Genomic DNA, 20,114 nt, shown 5'->3' with positions numbered 1-20,114 from the left:
ACAAAGGCTGTCTTTCCCGACAGCCTTTTTCTTTTGGGTGTTTTATCAATTACAATTCCCACTTCTCTGCAATTTTTTGAATGCTCTGCTTTGCATTTAAAAATTCTGAATCAATCGAATCAGGATTCCCGCTGCTGGCATGCACAAAATCGTATTCTTTTATGCCCATAAAATCGAGTTCAATTTTTAGCAAAGCTTTTACATGATCTAAGTACTCGTAATCGCCCAGGTATTTCCCTGCACTTGTATAAAGGCTAAGGAATTTCGTTTGACCCATTAAGCCCACAGGTGCGCCATTCTCATATTGAAATACTTTGCCGCTTTGCATAATGGAATCGAAATATAATTTAACAATGCCTGGCAGCGAAAAGTTATGCATAGGTGTAGCCAATACTACCAAATCTGCATTCATAAACTGCTCGTTTAGCAAATCGAACGGACGAATGGCCTCCAGTTCTTCATTGTTCAGTTCCAAGCCACCAAAATTTCTTTTTACATATGCACCTAAACTCAGTTCATCGAAGTAGTTTGGTGGCGTTTTTAGCAAATCAATTTCATCTATTTCATGTGTTGCATTTACATTCTCTTTGAACTCATTCACTAACTTCAAAGTATTCGAGTTCGTACCTGATGGGAGGTATTTTACAATTAAAATCTTCATTTTTTTCCTGTTTTTCTGTAAAGTAAAATGGATAATAATATCTATTGTCCTTTATCGATAATTACATGCGAAGTGTGATATCCAAAGTGAAAATATCACCAATGGCTTTGTCTCCTAAATTGTCGAAGAAGGAATTCGATCCGTAACGAACATCATATTTCGAGCGGTCTACTTTCAATTGAGCCGTGTAACGATCGCCATCTTTCTTTACATCGAAACTTAAGCTTTCGGTTTTTCCTTTAATGGTAAGTTCACCACTTACTTTTGCTGAACCATTGCTGAATTTTGTTGCTTTACTAACTACAAATTTCGATTTCGAGAATTTTTCAACACCAAAGAAATCATCCGATTTTAAATGCCCTACCAATTTTTGGTTATAACCTGCATCTTCAATATCAGTAACTGTAATGCTATTCATATCCATTACCACTTCACCACCTACAATTTGCTCGTTTTTAAACTCGAAGTAGCCGCTTTCCAGTTCTATTTCTCCATAGTGAGAACCACCAATTTTGGTTCCTGTCCACTTTACTACCGATTCATTTACTTTTACTTCATTTTTCTGTGCAAATACCGATACGCTTGCTGCCATCAATAGCACGATCAATAAACTTAACTTTTTCATGTCTTCTAATTTATTTATTGTATAAAAATTGTATTCAACTGTTTGAATTACTTACAATACAAATGTAGAGGGCATAAAATCAAGTACACTTGATCTATGTTAAGAAATAAAATTGACCTATGTCAAGTGATGCTATTCTGTGAAGTAAAACAGATAGATCTGTAAGAATTTTACTTGTTGTTTTTCTTGCGAATTCGGCTTAAACTTTCGGGGGTAATGCCCAAATAGGAAGCGATATAGGCCAGTGGTACTCTCTGGAACATATCGGGATGTTCCCTAAGCATATCGTTGTAACGATCTATGGCTGGTTCCCACATGTTGGCGTTTAATCGTTTTAAGGCATTCACATAAGCCTTCTGAAAAAGGATTCTGAAGTATCGATCAAAAGCTGGTACTTCATCGTAGAGTTTGTCGAGCCTTTCCTTCGAAATGCGAATGTAATGGGTATCTTCCAGAGCTTCGATATAATATTTCGAAGGCTTCTGGCTAAAGAAGCTTTCCAGGTCACCTATCCAATTGTTATCGAACCTAAGGTGATAGATATGCTCAACACCCTTCTCGTCGATATAAAAAGTGCGCATACATCCGTTTACAATAAAATAGTTGTACTTGCATACTTCCCCTGGCACCAGGAGATCTTTTTTCTTCCTGATTGTAGCTTGTTCAAATGCAGATAAAATGGCCGCTTCATCATCTTTTGTGATGTTTACCCATTTCTTTACGTAGTAGATTAGTTTGCTATCTTCAGCTGTGCTCATCGAAACTGGTTTAGGTATTGAAACCTAAAAATAAGCGCAGACTTTTAATAATGCAAGAAGGCAACTTCCCAATTGTAAAGGAAATTGCCTTTGTATATTTTTAATAAGCTATACTTAGCGAATATAGCTTGCTATTTTGCCTGAGAAAAAAGCCTTAAAACTTTCTGCCCCAAATTTTAACAGCACCACCCATACCAATGTTCATCAATCGTTTACCGGCATGACCCAGTACAATACCACAAATCAGCGCTATGGTACCACAAATCAATAATAATATTTTCGATTGCAAATCATCTATTCCCTTCCAGGCTAAGAAAGGCGTAAAGAAAGAGGCAATTAGCATTACAGTACTGTAAATGATTTTCTTTTTCAGGATAGGAGTAGTTACCGATTTAAAACGCAGCTTACCATCTATCATTCCGCTAAGGAAAGCACCAAAAACAGTGAAAGGGAAAATTACAGCCGAGAATTTTGCTGTACCCAATAAAATTTCAGGATAAAAATTTGGGAAGAAAAGGTTGATTAACAATGCCTGTAAAGCAAAAACCAATGTGGTTTGAGGAAAATGCACAGCAATAGGGTGCAAATCGAGATGCAATATTTTGCTACGCCCTGGCGACATTCTCTCTTTGTATTGTTCGAATACCTTTTTTGGCAAACCACAAGCAGGGCATACATCCTGTAGTTCGCTTTCCTTCATCACATAGCCACATGGCTTACAGATATAGAGTTTTTCTTCTTGTTTTTCCTTCATAATGGTTAATTTTTTTAGGATTTTGAACGCCTAAAAATACCAAATCATACAAAAAAATATGTCAAAAAGAATCTTGGATTAAATATAAATAAAGGATTTACCGATCTGTAATGTGCTAAATAGCCTTTATGTTGCAGATATTCATTGTGTTGAAATGTTGAGGTATCAAAGCTTACTTCCGGCTATCATACATATAAAAGCCTACTACATTTTTGTCTTTATCTATTCTTATTTTCTTAAAGATTCGGTGAAAATGATGCTCGGAAGTTAAGGCTGCCGACGGAATGGTGTTCTTATTGGTATCCTCAACCAAATAGGAAACCACAATTTCCCAAAGCTCTTCTTCTTTTAGTAATTCGGCTTGTTCCAGTCTAAAATCGGGGGTTTGCAAATCGGTTAATTCCTCCAATTGCGTTTTCGCGATATCGAATAGTTCTTTTAAGGTCATGCTTGCTTTTTTTTATGAGTGAAATGCTTTGTGTATACTACAAGATACTATAAAAATAAGAATTATGGATTCGAATTCTCATCTCAGATGATTTGACTCATAAGTCGCAATTTTATTTTTTTATCCATATAATCAGGATTTTCATCCTTATGAATAAGGAACCCAATCAGCTTTGGATAGTAAGCTAATTAAATAAAAAAAAGCAAGAATAATTAGTGCACTATAAAGTGCTGTAAAGACATAAATCAATTTCTTTTTTTGTTTTGATAATAAATCAAATTCTTCGATGTAAGTTTTCCATTGATCATTCTTTAGAAAAATTAAATATTTAATACCCAATAATCCTCCGCATAATAAAAGAACTGTCAGGCCTGGATATTTAGGAACAATAATCTCCTTAGATAAATATGAAAAAGTAGAGCCTATAGTAGCTAATATGAGTGTCTCAAACAGCATCATTATAGCAATTGTTCTGATTACTATCATTCCCCAATAGGCAGTTGTTGAAACAGTTTTATTTACTGCACAAAACCAATAGATATATACTTTTTTTATGAGTTTCATTGGTTTCTATTTGTTGTAGTTCTTATGTAACACAATACAATTGTGTCGATTTTTTAATGCTGTAATAAATCGATCAACATCTTTGGTAATTACCACCACTTGCTTCTTACTGTCGTTTTCAGTTTTAAAATCTACAATTAGCTTTTTACCATCAAGTTGTACCTGCGTAATATTTTCCAGGGCAATTCGATGTAGCATATCGTATTTTTCTGCAATGCTTGCCAATAGTAGTTTTGATGTTAGCCACAGTTCGTCTTCTATTAGCAGCAAATCTAAAGTGCGATTTGCTCCACCCAGTTTATTTTGAAGCGATGAGGTAGAGTAGCCCGATGCTGACTGATCCCTGTAAAGTATTCTTACGCTTCCCATATCAGGAAATACAGACAAAGCTCTTTTGCCCCGTCTATACATAAGACCCAGGATAAGCACAATAACTATTGCCCAAACAATAAGGAATATGCTTTCGTTATTCATGATTATCAAAAGCTTTAGTTTACTCTTTTTCCTGCTTGCTTAATAGTTCAAGAATCCGATCTAATTTTTCTTCCTGAATTTTACTTGGCGTACCTACCATATAGGGTAAAATAATCATGTTTACAATTGGGATACATGCCAAAATGGTCCATAAAACTACATTCTTTCCTTTCTCTTTTGCCAATCGGTTTACGATAAATATCATGGGTATCATGATAATAATCAGAGGCAAAAAAGACAATGATGGGTTAGGTTGCATAAGCGATTGATTCATTTTAATTGGGTTTTTATGGTTTGTAAAATGCTTAATTGTTATGTAGTTCTATTTTGATAATTTCGATTTTCTTTTTTTGCTACGCAAGTGCTGAATAAGGAGTGCCACTGCAACGCTTACCAATGGGCCAAAGGTAATAAGCGAGAGTACAAATTGATCTGTCCCATGCAGTTCATCCTGGTCAAATTTTACATACTCCGAATAAGCCGAAAGAAAAAACATTCCAAATATACAAGCCAGAATATAGCCAAAGTTCCTATCAATAAAGGATAGAATGGGTTTATTGGCTTTGAACTCTTCCTCCTTTTTAATTTTTTCTTTCTTCCATTTCCGAACCTGAGGTTCTACATTCTCAAAATCAAACTTTCTCTCTTGCAATACTTTAAGTGCAAGTTTTTTCTGATCATAGGTAGAATAATCAACGCCTTTATATATTCTATAAAGTTCCTCTGTTTTCTTCGATCGGTAAATGTCTTCCCAGGAGTTGTACGCCATGTTTTTAAGTCTAAAAAATCCTTATTGTTTGCCTTGATTGTAATTCTCTATAATCGTTATCAATTTTTCATTATTAAGCTTATTCATCTTCATTACTTTGGTGAGAGATTTTAAATCATCATCGAATAAGAAAGCAATCTTTTGGGCTACCTTTCTTTTCGGAACGGCAATCAAGGTATCCTGCTTTTCAATATAGTAGGTGGTCCAATCATCGGTTTTGCTTACTCCATTCTGATGATCGCCACGAATTAATTTAGGCGATGCAAACTGTATTCTGGCGTAGTAGTTTATTTTACCCCAACAAATTATTCTGGACAGTATACTCTTGTTATTTGGCCTGATTTTCCCATAGCTATTGAAATCGGTAATCAGATAATTCACAGTATCAATATTCGCAACCAGTGTATCGGCATCGCGATGCAATTTGTATTCAAATTTAGCATGGTAAGTTCCCTGTACCTTTACATAGCATGCAATGGTATCATGATCTGTTATTATATGTGCTTTGTCAAAGTAATCGAGGAAATGTTGTGCGTGTAATTGGTTCACACATAGTGCAAAAAGAAATACAAGAAGGTAGTTTTTCATTAAGGATTGAATTTTAATAAATGCGATACTAAAAATAGAAAAACTCAACTAAACATTAATATGGTTTTAGTAAAATATAATTTATCCAAATAGTGCCCTTATAGAAGTAGTATGATATTCTGTATTTATAGTCAATTCTGGTATAGAAAAACACCCCGTAGCATAGCCGCGGGGTGTTCACACTTTATCCAGTTGTATGTAATTAATAAGAAGGCATGCTTCTCATAGGGTAAATTGCTACTCCTGATGGAAAAGATTTCTACATATTCAATTTATTCACTTATTTCTTTTTCGACAGTTGCCTTATCTCTGCTCATGAATTTACAAACAATATGTTAATAATAAAAATGAATTGATAAAAACATAATATAAAAAATCTTAAAGGCCCAGTATTTTCGCTACTTAACCGGAGATAAAAAATTATAGATAAATATAGTTCCCTGCCATTTTTGGCAGTAGACCACTATAAAAATCCAAAATTACGCTCCACTATTCTATTTGGCACATCATACCAAATGGTACAGAAAATAGCGTTCCAAATTGCACAATTGTTCAAAACGGCACAGCTTATAGGAGACTGATGTTCAGAATTGAACAGAATCGAAATCGTTTGAAATGGTAGCTCTGAAAACCTTTTCGATCAGCTAAAGTGCAGGAGATCAGGAATAAATATTTTGAATGGTTCTAGATAGCAGTTGGGCGAAATTTTTGGCATTAGGCTTGGTTAAGGACTTGCGAGCAAATTTTAGGTGTTGCCTAAGTATTCTAACAATAACTTAACCCAATGAATGATTTAGAAAGATTTATCGAAAAATCGGAATTAGTAGGAAGTGAGAATTTAATTCTTTCGAACGAAGAGTTTTCGATGCTATTAAAGAAGGAAAGATTTGATTTTGTAGATGTGCCGAGTTTCGAATTGAAGAAAGACATTAGAGCTGGTGAAGAGGGAATAGGTACTGCACTAATCGAAGTTGATTATGGTATAGCAGAAACAGGAACTGTTGTAGTGGATAGCTGCGAAGAAAATAAAAGATTGGCAACCTGCCTGGCAGAAAAATTATTGGTGGTTCTGCCGCTAAGCAAGTTGGTAAGCACATTAAACCATGTGGCCGATTTTATTGAAGAGAGAACTTCTGATATGGGCGGATATGTTGCATTTATAACAGGTGCAAGCAGAACAGCCGATATCGAGCGTGTACTAACTGTGGGAGTACACGGACCAAAGGAGATGACAGTTTACATTTTGAACGATTTATAAGAAGCAGCTATGAAAATACACGACCAAATAGAAGAAAAATTAAAAGACGAGGTTTTATATCATAACCTTAAGAACTTTGCTACTGCTTATAAAGCATCAAAAGAAAATGCATACAAAGGCCTCGACTTCGAATCCTTAAGAACTCGTGTTCACGATTTAAAAGATCGCGATTTAAATAAAGTAATGCAGCAATTCAACCAGTTTCGCGATAATGTAGAGAAGCATGGTTGTAAAGTATTCCAGGCCAAGACTGGCGAAGATGCTTGTAAATACATTGCTGATGTAATGAAAAAGCACAATGCCAAATATATGGTGAAGTCAAAATCGATGACTTCAGAAGAAATTCAATTGAACCATTATCTGGAAAAGGAAGGATTACAACCCATCGAGACCGATTTGGGAGAATGGATCCTACAGTTGGCCAACGAGCATCCATCGCATATGGTAATGCCAGCCATTCATAAAACCCGTCAGCAGGTGGCGAAGATCTTTGCCGATTATACTGGGGAAGATGTCGATCCGGATGATATCAAGGCAATGGTTGAGATTGCTCGCCGTTTCTTGCGCGAATCGTATTTTAAATCGGGCGTAGGAATGACTGGGGCTAATGTTGCAGTTGCCAGTACAGGTACCATTGGTTTGGTTACCAACGAAGGAAATGCACGCTTATCGTCGACCGTACCACCGGTTCATATTGTTTTGGTTGGATATGAAAAATTGTGCGACGATTTTAACCAGGCATTGGATATTGTTCGTGTACTGCCAAAAAGTGCTACCGGACAAACCATTACCTCGTATACAACATGGATTAAAGGAAGAACTCCATCATATAAAAACGAAGAAGGAATTAAGGAAACACATTACGTATTCCTGGATAACGGACGTTTGGCATTTTTCGAGCATCCAAAATTTAAGGAAGCACTAAAATGTGTTCGTTGTGGTAGTTGTGCCAACATTTGTCCGGCTTACGAAATGGTAGGTGGGCATGTATATGGCGACCGTTACATTGGTTCAATCGGATTGATACTAACAGCACTTTACCAGGGCGACCAGGCTGCTAAAGACATTCTAAAAATGTGTATTGGCTGTAGAGCTTGTTCATTCAACTGTCCGTCGGGTATCGATTTGCAAAGCCTGATTTCTGATCTGAAATTGGTAGTAGGGAAGAAGTATGGAATTAATCCTGTTAAGAAGAAAGTATTTAAAAGTTTGGTAGCTAAGCCGGATAGAATGAAGTCTGTACTTTCGATGGGGGCAAATTTCCAATTTCCATTAACAAAAACATGCAAAACCAATAACGAAAAGATTATTGGTACGGTTCCAATGTTGCCGAAAGAAATGGATTTCAGAAAATTCCCGGCTTTGGCTTCTAAAACTTTTAGCAAAAGATTTTACAAGGATGGTTACGACCAGTTTACATCGGAACGTAAAGTATTCTTTTACCCTGGATGTGCGGTAGAGTATTTCTATCCGGAAATGGGATTGGCCATGGTAAAACTATTGCAAAAAAGTGGCATACAGGTAGATATTCCTAAAAAGGCAGCATGTTGTGGTATTCCTGCCATTGCTTCGGGCGATCCGGATAATGCTAAAAGCATGATTTTTAATACGCTTGACAACCTGCAAGGACCAAAAGATTACGAAGCACTACTGGTATTGTGTCCTACTTGTGGTGGAGCCATCAAGCACGAATTCCTCGATTTCTCGAAGGAAGATCCAAACCGATATAAGAAAGCTTCCATGTTGGGCGATATGGTAACCCCAATTGGTAAGTTCTTAGAAGAAAACAATATCAAATTTAAAGTGAAAGGAAACAAGAAGGTAACTTATCATACGCCTTGTCACGATTCTCGATCATTAGATTATTCGGCAGAATCATTCCTTTCAAATCTAATAGGAAAACAATTTGTTCCACTTACCGATAGCAATGTGTGTTGCGGATTTGGTGGTACTTATTCTCTGGATTTTGCAAGCATTTCCAATGGGATTTTAAACAAGAAAATTGAAAATATCGAGGCCAGCGAAGCCGAGATATTGGTAACCGATTGCCCTGGTTGTGTGATGCAAATTAATGGTGGTTTAATGAAACAGGAAGTTCCGGTGAAAGTACTTCACCTGACTGAATTTATCGAGAACCATCTGGAACTTTTATAATCATTTTTTAAATCATCAGGATATGGATTTCAAGAATAATAGAATTTACCTACAAGAGAGTTTAACAGATCTGAGACAAAAGTTGGTTGCACTGGATGTGTTAATGCATAACACCTCTATTGTTGGAGATCCATCTCGGAATCGCGATGCAATATTGAATAAATATAGTAGATCTAACCCATTTACTACAAAGAATAATAAATCTAGTACGAACCAATGTCTGTAAGAATACAACATCAATAAAAGTCATTTATAAATAGCAGTTTCAGTGACGTAACTATCAAAGTTTTAAAAAGCGCCTGCTTAGGCAGGTTGCTTTTTAAAACAATGAAATTGAAAACCAAAACATTCTTATACGACAGATTAAAACCTAAATTATTTTATTATGAATGCATTATTAGCTTTTTCGCCAATTCTTTTAACCATTGTGTTAATGGTTGGCTTTAACTGGGGAGCCAAGAAGGCTTTGCCACTTTCTTTACTTGTGGCAATAGTGGTGGCGTTTGGAGTGTGGAAAATTGATATTCACCACATTCTTGGATATTCGGTATTTGGCTTCCTTAAAGCTTTCGATATCCTGATTATTATTTTCGGAGCGATATTAATTTTGAATACCATGAAACTGTCGGGGGCAATGACCACCATCAACAACGGTTTTAATGGAATTACAAACGATAGACGTATTCAGGCAATTATTATCGGTTTCATGTTCGGTGCTTTTATCGAAGGTGCTGCCGGTTTTGGTACTCCAGCCGCTTTGGCGGGTCCGCTTATGGTAGGACTAGGCTTCCCGCCTTTGGCTGCTGCAATGGTTGCCCTTATTTTTAACTCGGTTCCGGTTCCTTATGGTGCGGTAGGTACGCCAATTAGTGGTGGTGCTATGGTAACCCTTGAGCAAAACCTGGCCGATGTTGCTGCAAACCCTGAAATTTTTAAAATGGCCTTAACCAAGTGGATTGCTATTCCAAATGCATTGGTAGGTATTTTTATTCCACTTTTGGGTATTGCCATTATGACCAAGTTCTTTGGTAAGGAAAGATCTATTAAGCCTGCTTTGGCTGCTGCACCTTTCGCAATTTTCGCAGGTTTGGCATTTGGTATTCCTTATGTATTAATTGCATCTACTTTAGGTCCTGATCTTCCTTCACTATTGGGAGCATTTATTGGCTTGGGTATTGTTGTATTTGCAGCGAAAAAAGGTTTCCTAGTTCCTAAGAAAACATGGGATTTCCCTCCAAAATCGGAGTGGGATAAGAGTTGGTTATCGAACGATAATGCAGGTGATACTGGAGAGGCTAAAATGGGCTTGGTAAAAGCTTGGATGCCTTATGTATTAATCGCAATTATATTGGTTGTTACGCGTATTCCATCGCTTGGGTTAAAAGGATGGTTGGCAGCGCAAACCATCACACTTTCAAACGTATTGGGTATCGAAGGTTTAACTTATGTATTAAAGTGGGCTTACCTTCCTGGTACCATTCCATTCATCCTGGTAGCATTAATTACCAATGTAATGCACGGAATGAATAAGAAACAGATTGTAGCATCGTGGAAAACTACTTTTAAACAATTAAGTGGTGCCGCTATAGCATTACTTGCAGGTGTTGCAATGGTTCAGTTAATGTTAAAATCAGGTACAAACGGAGCAGGATTAGACAGTATGCTTACGACAATGGCAACTGCTATCGCCGATTTATCAGGAAATGCTTATCCGGTTATTGCACCAATTGTAGGGGTATTAGGTTCTTTTATGTCGGGTTCAGCGACTGTATCCAATTTGTTGTTTGCTTCCCTGCAATTCGAAACGGCTACAATTTTGGGTATCCCTCAGGTATTAATTGTAGCAGTTCAAACTATTGGTGCTGCACTGGGTAACATGATTTGTGTAAACAATGTGGTAGCAGTTTGTGCAACAGTAGGATGTATTGGTGCAGAAGGTACAATTATCAGACGTAACGCAATTCCTGCATTTGTATACTATTTATTGGTAATGATAGTGGTTGTAGTACTAATTTCTACAGGTTTTAATCCATTGCCATTGTAGTAATTCAGAGCTTATCCAAAGAGTGGTTTTAGGGTTGAAAAATCATGCTGAGGAAGCCCGAAGTGTTTGTTGTTTCGTGGTTAGGGTTCATAAGCTTCATCATCATGACGGGAAAGGATGGTTAAACTTTTTGGATAAGCTCAATTACTGAATTAAGAAAAAAACGTACATTTGTCATACAAGTTACCAATTATCAATTTGAATAAATCATGAATCAATAAGCTATGCACTAGGCGAAAGCCTAATAGGTGTAAAAGCGAGGGAAAATAAAGTGGTGAATAGGATCTCTCGATGACATAAAATGCCGAAGCATATCAATTGAAATGAGATATTGGAAAGGATATATTGGAAAATCTTAAAAAACTCTAGAAGCAGCTAACATACTAAATCAGTAGCAAAAGTAAAAAACTTAGAAAAAATGTTAACAGGAGAATATAAAACACTTTACGACAGATTAGTTAAAAACATTGATAAGAAACGAATGTTTCATGATCCATTGCATACATTGGCATGGGGAACCGACGCGAGTTTTTATCGTTTGATCCCAAAATTGGTCATCAAATCGAAAAACGAAGAAGAGGTAAGCCTGATTATGCGCGAATGTAACGATTTGGATATTCCGGTTACTTATCGTGCAGCAGGTACCAGTTTATCTGGGCAGGCCATTAGCGATTCTGTATTGGTTGTAGCAGGCGATCAGTGGAAAAAGCACAGCATTCTGAACGATGGTGCTGCCATTCGTTTGCAACCAGGTATTACCGGTGCACGTGCCAATGCGATTCTTGCACCTTACGGGAAAAAAATTGGTCCCGATCCTGCTTCTATTAATGCTGCCATGATTGGTGGTATTGCTGCTAACAATGCATCGGGTATGTGTTGTGGTACTTCCGAAAATTCATACAAAACTTTAGATTCCATTCGTGTAGTTCTAAACGATGGAACCATTCTCGATACTTCAAGCGAAGAGAGCAAAGCTTCTTTCAGAATCACTCATGCTACTTTGTTGCACGATCTGGAGAAACTGGCGAAAGATGTGCAGGCAAATGAGACTTTGCACAACCGTATTCGCGATAAGTTTAAAATGAAGAACACCACCGGGTACAGTTTGAATGCTTTGATCGATTATACTGATCCATTCGATATTTTGGCACACATCATGATTGGTTCGGAAGGTACCTTAGGTTTTATATCAGAGATTGTGTACAAAACTGTAGTGGAGCATAAATTCAAAGCTTCTTCTTTAATGATTTTCCCTGATATCGAGAAAGCATGTCGTGCAGTTTCTACTTTGAAATCGGAGCCGGTTGCAGCGGTTGAACTTATGGATCGTGCTGCCTTACGATCGGTAGAAGACGATGAAGGTGTTCCATCATACCTGAAAGGTTTATCGGAAGGTGCTTCGGCAGTATTGGTTGAAACCAGAGCCGAAAGTAATGATGTTTTATACAAGCAAATCGATATTATTAAGAATTCGATTAAAGAGATTCCTGTTGAGATTCCGATTGAATTTACCGATGTTCCTGCCGAGTTCGCCATGCTTTGGAAAATCCGTAAAGGATTATTGCCAACAGTTGGTGGTATGCGTAAAACAGGTACTACTGTTATTATCGAGGATGTTTGTTTCCCTGTGCCTGTATTGGCCGAAGCAACATTGGATCTTCAGGACTTATTTAAGAAATATGATTATTCTGAAGCAGTAATTTTCGGTCATGCATTGGAAGGAAACTTACACTTTGTATTTACCCAGGACTTCGGTACACAGAAAGAAATAGACCGTTATGCCGAGTTTATGGATGAATTGGCTGTTTTGGTGGTAGAACGATACGATGGTGCACTAAAAGCTGAGCACGGAACAGGTCGTAATATGGCTCCTTACGTTGAAATGGAGTGGGGAAGCGATGCCTACAAGCTAATGAAGGAAATTAAAGAGATTTTCGACCCAAGATACTTGATCAACCCAGGTGTAATTTTAAATGCAGATAAACAAGCTCACCTGAAGGATTTAAAACCGCTTCCACCGGCACATGAAAAAGTAGACAAGTGTATGGAATGTGGATTCTGTGAGCCATCATGTGTATCGCATAACCTGACTTTGAGTCCGCGCCAAAGAATTGCAACCTATCGTGAAATTAGCCGATTAAAAGCCAGTGGGGAAAAACCACACGAGTTGGCTACCCTAATTAAAGATTTTGATTATGAAGCCTTGCAGCTTTGTGCTACCGATAGTTTATGTGCCCTTGGTTGTCCGGTAAAAATTGATACTGGTAAATTGGTGAAGGATCTTCGTGCCGATGATGCATCGCCTAAAGCGAAGAAGTATGCCATGTGGTGTGCCGATAATATGGACAAGGTTCAATCATACGCCAAAACCGGTTTAAATACTGTTAACTTCTTCCACTCGATATTAGGATCGGGATTAATGGGCGGAATTGCAGGCGGTATGCGCACCATATCGGGTAATGCTATTCCTCGTTGGAACAAAGCATTCCCTAAGGGAGCTCCTAAAATTGTTCCTCCTGCAGTGGATGCATCCAATCCAAAGAAAGTGGTTTATTTCCCATCCTGTATCAACCGTAGTATGGGTACATCTAAAGATTACGATGAGAAAGTAGCCCTAACAAAGAAAACAGAAGAACTAATTAAGAAGGCAGGATACGAAATCATCTACCCAGAAGATTTGAACAACCATTGTTGTGGTATGGCTTTCTTGAGTAAAGGTTTTAAGGAGGCTGGTATGAAGAAGTCGAATGCCCTGGAAGCAGCGCTTCTTAAAGCAAGTGATAATGGCAAGTATCCTGTTCTTTGCGATATGAGTCCTTGCTTGTATACCATGAAAGAAAACATGGAGCCTACATTAAAACTATACGAACCTATTGAATTTATTACTGATCATTTGGCTGATCATTTGGATTTTACCCCGCTTGATGAAACCGTTTCTGTATTTGCAGTTTGTTCTGCAAAGAAACTAGGGGTTGATGGTAAATTGCTTGACCTGGCACAGAAATGTGCGAAGAATGTGGTTAAACCAGATACCAACTGTTGTGGTTTTGCTGGCGACCGCGGATTTACTCATCCGGAATTGAACGATCATGGATTACGTGACCTGAAAATTCAACATCCAACTGAGGTGAAACGTGGATATTCAACAAGTAGAACTTGTGAGATTGGACTTACTATGAATAGTGGGGTTTCCTACCAATCTATCATCTACCTTGTTGATCGTGCAACCACAGCCAAATAAAAATAACCCAATTACGAATTTTGAGATTGAAACAGACGTATTCCACTATAAGATATTAACTTGCATGCCGAATCGGGGTACGTCCTGTTTCATGATCTAATCTAATATTACTATGAAAAAATTATTTGCAATAGCATTGAGCTTGTTGCCTTTGGCATCATTTGCTCAGAAAAAAGACGATATTAAAGTAACGCTAGGCGGATTTGTATCTGCGGAAGCAATTTTCGATACCAGAAAAACAGTAAATGCACGTGAAGGTGAAGTAATTCTTTACCCTGCGGCAAAATCATATGATATTAATGGCGAAGATTTAAACGATCGTTCGGAATTGTTTATGACTTCTATCCACTCCCGATTAAATGTTGGTGTTACCGGTTTTCAGGCATTTGGTGCAAAAGGTTCTGCAACCATTCAAGGTGACTTTGTTGGAACTTCTAACGATAAATCTGGCTTATTCCGATTAAGACATGCTTTTGTAAAGCTGGATTGGGGTAAGGACGAATTATTGGTTGGTAAATACTGGCACCCAATGTTTGTTACTTCTTGTTTCCCTAAAGTACAGCACTGGGGTGGAGGTATTCCATTCAATGTATTGGGTAGAGCTCCTCAGTTCCGTTACACCCGTAAGTTCGATAAGGGATATGCATTTATTGCTGCTTTGTCTGAATTGGATTTTAAATCGCCGGGTCCCGATGGTGCAAACGTAAAATATGTGCAGCAGGCAAGTGTTCCTGAGTTATCGGCACAGGTAAAATACGATTTTGCAAAAGGTTTTACTTTGGGAGCAACAGCAGGTGTTAAATTCTTGCGTCCGATGATCGAAAATCCATTGGGTGCAAAAACCGACGAAATGTTATCAAGCGTTCAAATGAATGCATGGATGACCGTAAAATCTGATAAAGTAGTTTGGAACCTTCATACCATTTATGGACAGAACATGTACAACTTTGTAATGTTGGGTGGTTATGGTGTGAAAAACGTGAAAGCAAATGGCGATTACGAATACACCAATATTACCACACAATCTGTTTGGTCCGATTTGTATACTACAACAGGTAATGTTCGCTATGGTTTGTTTGCAGGTTATACTAAAAACCTTGGGGCAGGCGACGATTTAGCTACCGATGCAAATGGTTTTGTAGGTTTGTATAGCCGTGGTTCAAACATCGATTACGTATACCAGTTTGGCCCGAGAGTAGAATGGCATTCGGGTAAATTCATGATTGGTACCCAGGCATTATATACTGCTGCTGCATATGGTACAACCCAAATAGATGGGAAAGTATCAGATTCGTCAGAAGTTGGAAGTACCCGTTTGATGGTACACTTAAAATACTCTTTCTAAAATTAAATAAAAATAGACTAAGGAAAGCCTGTTTTCATTTTTTGTACGTTTAGCTAGTAAAACATACTAGTGACATTTTTTACTTGGCCCCGGGCATTTTGCCTGGGGTTTTTTTTAGAATAAATTTGAATCATTTTGCAAATAAATTGGTATTATGTTGACTCATAAGTTTGTATGAGTTTGTTCATGTGTGGTGTTGAAAAACACAGTTTAAGAATTATGCTTTGTGTAGAATTAATTTAAAAACTCAATTAATTGTTTAAAAATGTTAAAATTTGAAAAATTCTTCTATCTTTAAAGTCTAATTCCTACCGAGAGGTAGTAATGAGTTAAAGGTTCAACCGTAAGGTTGGTTAGTAGGTTAATTAACCCTTTAGAATTGTTGCCCGTGATTCCCCTATGTCACGGGCTTTTTCTTTTTATAAAGTCTAAAAGTCTAAAAGTCTAAAGGTCCAAAAGTCTAAAAGTCTAAAAGTCTAAAAGTCCAAAAGTCCAATAGTCATAAGCTACCCACTAACTCATTCACTCAATTACTCAATCACAAATTCACGAAATCACACATTATTCATTAAAAAGGGCAACCCATAATGAAATGAGTCGCCCTTTTCTGTTTATTATCGAAGGTATATTTATTCTTCTCTTCTGCAAAGTGGATCGGCACCAATTGTACCAACTAAGCTTTTAAGATATTCAGCAGTTTTAACATGCTCTAAATCTTTCTTCGCTTTAGCATATCTGTCTGCAAGGCTAAGATCTTCGCTCCATTCTGAGTTCAGTTTTTCAGCCATGAACGACTCGATATATGCAATTTGCTTTTCGTAGAAATCAATATCGATTTGTTGCTTGCGCTTCAATCTTTCTTTGTACCAATCAGAATTGATTACTACATCGCGATCGAATTGTTTGCGCAGTTCAGGATCTGAAATCTCTTTTCCTTCATATTCTCCGTAAGCCATAATGCTTAAAAGAATCTTCAATGGAGGAATCGCTGCATCTACACTGTTATCGTTAAAGTAGTTTATGGCTACTTTTTCCTGTGCCTCGCAGATGTTCTTGATGCCATCAACATATGATTCCATATCCTGGATCTCTGGCTTCAGCATTCTTTCGTTGAACACATTCTGAGGCTCATCGAAAATACGGTTCATATAACGGAACAGGAACTCTTCAGTAATGCGGTACCCTAGACGAGATGCATAGATTTTTTCTCCTTCGTATTCGAAATCATCTAATTTCTCCAATGATCCTTCGTTGATCAACAATTTAGGATCGCGGTTCTCTTCTTTCAAACGACACCACAATTCAGGAATCAATAAGGAAACATCATGATCGAATCTGTTTTCGTTTCCTACATGACCTGCTGCCGATGAAAATCCTTGATATCCGGTAAGGATATAAGAAAGCAAGGCATTGTTTAGATCGGTAGTTGGCGACAACATATTGAAAGGACCTTTGGTTAATGCTCCCTCGGTACCTGCACCAGTTGTTGATGGAGACTTACCAGTTAAACTACAGATAAAGTCCATGAACAATTCAGGCAACTCCTGGTAGTGAATTGGGTTGTATACACTCAATGCACGAATACCCACTTCCTTTTCTGCCGGATTGTTTCTACGTCCCGGAAGAACTGCATTTACCGGGTGGTGTACTGCCTGGTTCAAAGGAATTCTTCTTGCCAAACGGATACCAACATCAGCCAAACGATCATCAATTGGGTTCACTAAATCAGGTCTGATTTGCAAGTATCTTGGGTTTTTAGTTGGCGCACCATTTACAATTCTTGGGTGAGAAGGAGAAATGAAGTAGTTGGTTTTCTTGCTATCGGCTCCTTGCTTAATTACCTCCTGAATTGGTTTGGTATACATATCAAAACCAATGGCATCTGCAATTAAATCTTTTCCATCTTCAGTAGTCAAAGGCTCATAGTTCGATGTAAAGTTGTTTCTCATCGATAGGTCAGCCTCTGCTTCTTTATCGTAACCTCTGTGAATTGCTTCATCAGGACGCTGGAAGAATCTCTTCTCACAGTTGGTGGTAATCTTGATACTCTTATTGTCGTATGCCTCGTTAAGGTTGTTCAAACGGTTTGCAGGAAGTACAACCGATGCTGTAATATCATCCTCCATTTGAATTTTGGCAGCTGCAATAAAGTCCTGACGTAATTTGTTCAGGTACCATGAATTGTCATCGGCAAATCCTACACGTAGGTAACTTGCAACAATCTTACGGTTATTGAATAACAATTCGTGCCCTTTTCTACCATTGATCACATCAACCGAGAAATAGTCTCTCCAGTTGCTGTCGGTACGTTCCGGACGATAGAATCTTTTCACGAATAGTACCAATGCTTTTACATGATCCGGAATGGTATTCAGGAATGCATTGTACTCATCGGTATAATATTTCGAAGGAGTTAATAGCTTCACCACAGATCCTAATGAACGATCAGAGCTTAGTAATGATCTTGATGGTTCGGTTCTGTCCGGATGATCTTTCCAACGTTTTGTGTAATCGTGATTAATTACTTTATCAGCCAAATTAAAGTCTTTCTCCATGTCTTGTACATAGAAAGAGCTATAGATGATAGCATTCAAAAGCGATTTTGAAATTTCTGACTTACCACCACCCGATACAGTACATGGCTTGTGACAGAATGTTCCTTCAGAAGCAGTACTTACCAGTCTCCACGATGGTGCAGTTGGATGTTTCTCCATGTGCATTTTGTATCCTGATGGATGCACATAGTAGTGGTTTGGTAGCAATCTGATACTTTGCTCTTTTCCATCTTTTTCCCAGCTTACTTTGCTTTGGTAAAGATCGATATTGGCATTTTCGTTGATATAATAGATGTTTGGATATTCCTTATCGGTTGCAAAACCTTCAGGATATACATCCATTGTAGCGCCAAACTCTTTTACTACATCATCGTAGCTGTATTGTTTTTTCAAAACATTTTTCATGAACAGAGCTCCGCTAAAGCTATCTCCCAAGTTCTTTCTTGGGAAAGCAATTGCACCACCTGCATGCTCTTCCTCAGCTAATCCATACAGGTTGGCCGAGAAACTGATTTGTGTTTTGATCTCTTTTTTCGAGTATCCGAAATAGTTATCAGCAATTAAAGTAACTACCACACCATTTTCGCTGCGACAAGTCAATTTAAATGCAGTACCATTGTTGTACAGTTCGTCTTCTTTAATCCAGCAAACACCATCTCTTTTCTGACGCTCAGTTGCATCGTCGTAATGAGGTAAGCCTAACTCTTTCTTGGTTAATTTGGTCAAGTGTGGAGCCAGGATAATACATCCAGTATGACCTGTCCAGTGCTCGATATCTAAACCAGCATCGTTGGCAGGAATATTTGGATCACCAGCATTTCCGAAGATTGATTCAACAAAGTCAAGGTTACTTACAAGGCTACCCGGAGCGAAGAATCTTACCTCCATTGTTTTCTGGCTGATTACATCTTTTACTTCTGGACATACAATCGGTCGAAGTAATAGGGAAACCATCAGCTCAGCTTTTTCTTCCTGTGCCGAAGTGAATGGTAAACGCTTCGTTTTTACAGGTGGATTCAAAGCTGCTTTCAAGAATCGTGAAAATGCGATTCTTGGCACTTCAATTTTATCTAAAGGTACAGGAAGGCTACCATCTACAATGTGGAATGATCCTTTGGTAGTTCTTCTGTCGTGTTTTGGATTGTGAAGTACACCTTGTTTAATTCTGTACGAACTTAGAAGTTCTGTAATGTGTTCATCCTTGTTTGGTGGCAAGCTTAATTCTCTTGCAATTCCAGGTTGGTCAAGAATAAATGTATCAGTAGGTAGTTGTGCAACTTTACCATCTACATCTTTTAAATAATCATTCAGAAAGTTCTGTATACGTTGGTCGGCAGGACAAAGATGATCCGCTAATAAACGAGATTTAGCTCGATAGTTTTGAATTAGACTTTCCGTTAATTCAATAAATTTTGGATCAGATAATTGCTTTTTCCCCTCTTGGGAATCTCCTTGGTAAATGGGTTGCCCCATTGAAGCCAATTGAAGGTTGATATAGCGGATCAAATCTTTTTGAGCGCCTTTACCCTTCTTTTCATTTTCGCTTGGTTTTTTACTTTGCATATGTCTCCAATTTTTGTTTGCTTAGGGAATGACGGAATCAAAAATACTTTATTTTTTTTCTTGGCAAAAATTCCTGCATTCCACACTATAGTTCCAATACCTCCAATTTAACAGTGCCAATTTTTGCGGGTTAAAATTGCATGAATCGAAAACGATTTAATCTTGATGGTTTGACTTTAATTAAGAACGAGTCTAAATTAAATATTTTTGAGAGATTTTTAGAAAATTGGTTTGCAAGAATGGTGTTTTTATAAAATTAGAGCATTTTTTTCTCATTTCAGATGGAAAAATCAAGAATAAAAACTCAATTCAT

At 37.7% G+C, this 20,114-nt stretch carries 16 protein-coding genes; 5 read left to right on the top strand and 11 right to left on the bottom strand.

The features are described 5' to 3' along the window. Nucleotides 1-49: 49 nt before the first annotated feature. The 10 genes from ELS83_RS04340 to ELS83_RS04295 all read right to left on the bottom strand — a co-directional run bounded on the left by ELS83_RS04340 (nucleotide 50) and on the right by ELS83_RS04295 (nucleotide 5,641). The gene (locus tag ELS83_RS04340) at nucleotides 50-661 is read right to left on the bottom strand and encodes an FMN-dependent NADH-azoreductase (protein ID WP_171594303.1); all 612 of its coding nucleotides are present in this window, start codon (nucleotides 659-661) and stop codon (nucleotides 50-52) included. A 61-nt stretch (nucleotides 662-722) separates the two neighbouring features. Next, the gene (locus ELS83_RS04335) at nucleotides 723-1,286 is read right to left on the bottom strand and encodes a YceI family protein (RefSeq protein WP_171594302.1); all 564 of its coding nucleotides are present in this window, start codon (nucleotides 1,284-1,286) and stop codon (nucleotides 723-725) included. A 170-nt stretch (nucleotides 1,287-1,456) separates the two neighbouring features. Continuing rightward, a complete protein-coding gene (locus ELS83_RS04330; protein WP_171594301.1) occupies nucleotides 1,457-2,044 on the bottom strand; it encodes a Crp/Fnr family transcriptional regulator in 588 nt (195 codons plus the stop codon). A 154-nt stretch (nucleotides 2,045-2,198) separates the two neighbouring features. Next, nucleotides 2,199-2,798: a rubredoxin-like domain-containing protein gene (locus ELS83_RS04325; protein ID WP_171594300.1), complete on the bottom strand. Its 600-nt coding sequence runs from the start codon at nucleotides 2,796-2,798 to the stop codon at nucleotides 2,199-2,201. Between the two features lie 172 nt (nucleotides 2,799-2,970). Beyond that, the gene (locus tag ELS83_RS04320) at nucleotides 2,971-3,246 is read right to left on the bottom strand and encodes a hypothetical protein (protein WP_171594299.1); all 276 of its coding nucleotides are present in this window, start codon (nucleotides 3,244-3,246) and stop codon (nucleotides 2,971-2,973) included. Between the two features lie 147 nt (nucleotides 3,247-3,393). Then, entirely contained in the window at nucleotides 3,394-3,810 is a 417-nt protein-coding gene (locus ELS83_RS04315) for a hypothetical protein (protein ID WP_171594298.1), read from the bottom strand. A 6-nt stretch (nucleotides 3,811-3,816) separates the two neighbouring features. After that, a complete protein-coding gene (locus tag ELS83_RS04310) occupies nucleotides 3,817-4,284 on the bottom strand; it encodes a hypothetical protein (RefSeq protein WP_171594297.1) in 468 nt (155 codons plus the stop codon). A 19-nt stretch (nucleotides 4,285-4,303) separates the two neighbouring features. Continuing rightward, complete coding sequence (locus ELS83_RS04305; protein WP_171594296.1) at nucleotides 4,304-4,558, bottom strand: hypothetical protein; 255 nt, start codon at nucleotides 4,556-4,558, stop codon at nucleotides 4,304-4,306. Nucleotides 4,559-4,606: 48 nt separating this feature from the next. Beyond that, nucleotides 4,607-5,053: a hypothetical protein gene (locus tag ELS83_RS04300; protein WP_171594295.1), complete on the bottom strand. Its 447-nt coding sequence runs from the start codon at nucleotides 5,051-5,053 to the stop codon at nucleotides 4,607-4,609. A 21-nt stretch (nucleotides 5,054-5,074) separates the two neighbouring features. After that, nucleotides 5,075-5,641: a hypothetical protein gene (locus ELS83_RS04295; protein WP_171594294.1), complete on the bottom strand. Its 567-nt coding sequence runs from the start codon at nucleotides 5,639-5,641 to the stop codon at nucleotides 5,075-5,077. A gap of 784 nt (nucleotides 5,642-6,425) precedes the next feature. Between ELS83_RS04295 and ELS83_RS04290 the strand changes: the two genes are divergently transcribed. The 5 genes from ELS83_RS04290 to ELS83_RS04270 all read left to right on the top strand — a co-directional run bounded on the left by ELS83_RS04290 (nucleotide 6,426) and on the right by ELS83_RS04270 (nucleotide 15,683). Beyond that, the gene (locus tag ELS83_RS04290) at nucleotides 6,426-6,899 is read left to right on the top strand and encodes a LutC/YkgG family protein (protein ID WP_171594293.1); all 474 of its coding nucleotides are present in this window, start codon (nucleotides 6,426-6,428) and stop codon (nucleotides 6,897-6,899) included. 9 nt (nucleotides 6,900-6,908) lie between these two features. After that, complete coding sequence (gene ldhH / locus ELS83_RS04285) at nucleotides 6,909-9,053, top strand: L-lactate dehydrogenase (quinone) large subunit LdhH (RefSeq protein WP_171594292.1); 2,145 nt, start codon at nucleotides 6,909-6,911, stop codon at nucleotides 9,051-9,053. Between the two features lie 385 nt (nucleotides 9,054-9,438). Further along, nucleotides 9,439-11,097: an L-lactate permease gene (locus ELS83_RS04280; RefSeq protein WP_171594291.1), complete on the top strand. Its 1,659-nt coding sequence runs from the start codon at nucleotides 9,439-9,441 to the stop codon at nucleotides 11,095-11,097. A 418-nt stretch (nucleotides 11,098-11,515) separates the two neighbouring features. Continuing rightward, nucleotides 11,516-14,338 carry an FAD-binding and (Fe-S)-binding domain-containing protein gene (locus ELS83_RS04275; RefSeq protein WP_171594290.1) on the top strand — a complete coding sequence of 941 codons (2,823 nt, stop codon included), beginning with the start codon at nucleotides 11,516-11,518 and terminating at the stop codon, nucleotides 14,336-14,338. A 112-nt stretch (nucleotides 14,339-14,450) separates the two neighbouring features. Next, the gene (locus tag ELS83_RS04270; protein WP_171594289.1) at nucleotides 14,451-15,683 is read left to right on the top strand and encodes a hypothetical protein; all 1,233 of its coding nucleotides are present in this window, start codon (nucleotides 14,451-14,453) and stop codon (nucleotides 15,681-15,683) included. A 629-nt stretch (nucleotides 15,684-16,312) separates the two neighbouring features. On the opposite strand, the gene ELS83_RS04265 is transcribed toward ELS83_RS04270, so the two are convergent. Then, entirely contained in the window at nucleotides 16,313-19,801 is a 3,489-nt protein-coding gene (locus tag ELS83_RS04265; RefSeq protein WP_171594288.1) for a PPi-type phosphoenolpyruvate carboxykinase family protein, read from the bottom strand. Nucleotides 19,802-20,114 lie beyond the last annotated feature (313 nt).

The sequence above is a fragment of the Marinifilum caeruleilacunae genome, assembly GCF_013141825.1.
GTDB lineage: Bacteria > Bacteroidota > Bacteroidia > Bacteroidales > Marinifilaceae > Marinifilum > Marinifilum caeruleilacunae.
Note: the sequence above shows the minus strand (reverse complement) of the source record. Positions and strands in the feature narration are given on the sequence as shown.

Excerpts from the sequence above, each read along its gene's own strand:
- ELS83_RS04295 (WP_171594294.1), bottom strand. The coding sequence starts at position 5,641 with ATGAAAAACTACCTTCTTGTATTTCTTTTTGCACTATGTGTGAACCAA.
- ldhH (WP_171594292.1), top strand. The coding sequence starts at position 6,909 with ATGAAAATACACGACCAAATAGAAGAAAAATTAAAAGACGAGGTTTTA.
- ELS83_RS04305 (WP_171594296.1), bottom strand. The coding sequence starts at position 4,558 with ATGAATCAATCGCTTATGCAACCTAACCCATCATTGTCTTTTTTGCCT.
- ELS83_RS04325 (WP_171594300.1), bottom strand. The coding sequence starts at position 2,798 with ATGAAGGAAAAACAAGAAGAAAAACTCTATATCTGTAAGCCATGTGGC.
- ELS83_RS04315 (WP_171594298.1), bottom strand. The coding sequence starts at position 3,810 with ATGAAACTCATAAAAAAAGTATATATCTATTGGTTTTGTGCAGTAAAT.
- ELS83_RS04270 (WP_171594289.1), top strand. The coding sequence starts at position 14,451 with ATGAAAAAATTATTTGCAATAGCATTGAGCTTGTTGCCTTTGGCATCA.
- ELS83_RS04290 (WP_171594293.1), top strand. The coding sequence starts at position 6,426 with ATGAATGATTTAGAAAGATTTATCGAAAAATCGGAATTAGTAGGAAGT.
- ELS83_RS04330 (WP_171594301.1), bottom strand. The coding sequence starts at position 2,044 with ATGAGCACAGCTGAAGATAGCAAACTAATCTACTACGTAAAGAAATGG.
- ELS83_RS04275 (WP_171594290.1), top strand. The coding sequence starts at position 11,516 with ATGTTAACAGGAGAATATAAAACACTTTACGACAGATTAGTTAAAAAC.
- ELS83_RS04340 (WP_171594303.1), bottom strand. The coding sequence starts at position 661 with ATGAAGATTTTAATTGTAAAATACCTCCCATCAGGTACGAACTCGAAT.
- ELS83_RS04280 (WP_171594291.1), top strand. The coding sequence starts at position 9,439 with ATGAATGCATTATTAGCTTTTTCGCCAATTCTTTTAACCATTGTGTTA.
- ELS83_RS04335 (WP_171594302.1), bottom strand. The coding sequence starts at position 1,286 with ATGAAAAAGTTAAGTTTATTGATCGTGCTATTGATGGCAGCAAGCGTA.
- ELS83_RS04320 (WP_171594299.1), bottom strand. The coding sequence starts at position 3,246 with ATGACCTTAAAAGAACTATTCGATATCGCGAAAACGCAATTGGAGGAA.
- ELS83_RS04265 (WP_171594288.1), bottom strand. The coding sequence starts at position 19,801 with ATGCAAAGTAAAAAACCAAGCGAAAATGAAAAGAAGGGTAAAGGCGCT.
- ELS83_RS04300 (WP_171594295.1), bottom strand. The coding sequence starts at position 5,053 with ATGGCGTACAACTCCTGGGAAGACATTTACCGATCGAAGAAAACAGAG.
- ELS83_RS04310 (WP_171594297.1), bottom strand. The coding sequence starts at position 4,284 with ATGAATAACGAAAGCATATTCCTTATTGTTTGGGCAATAGTTATTGTG.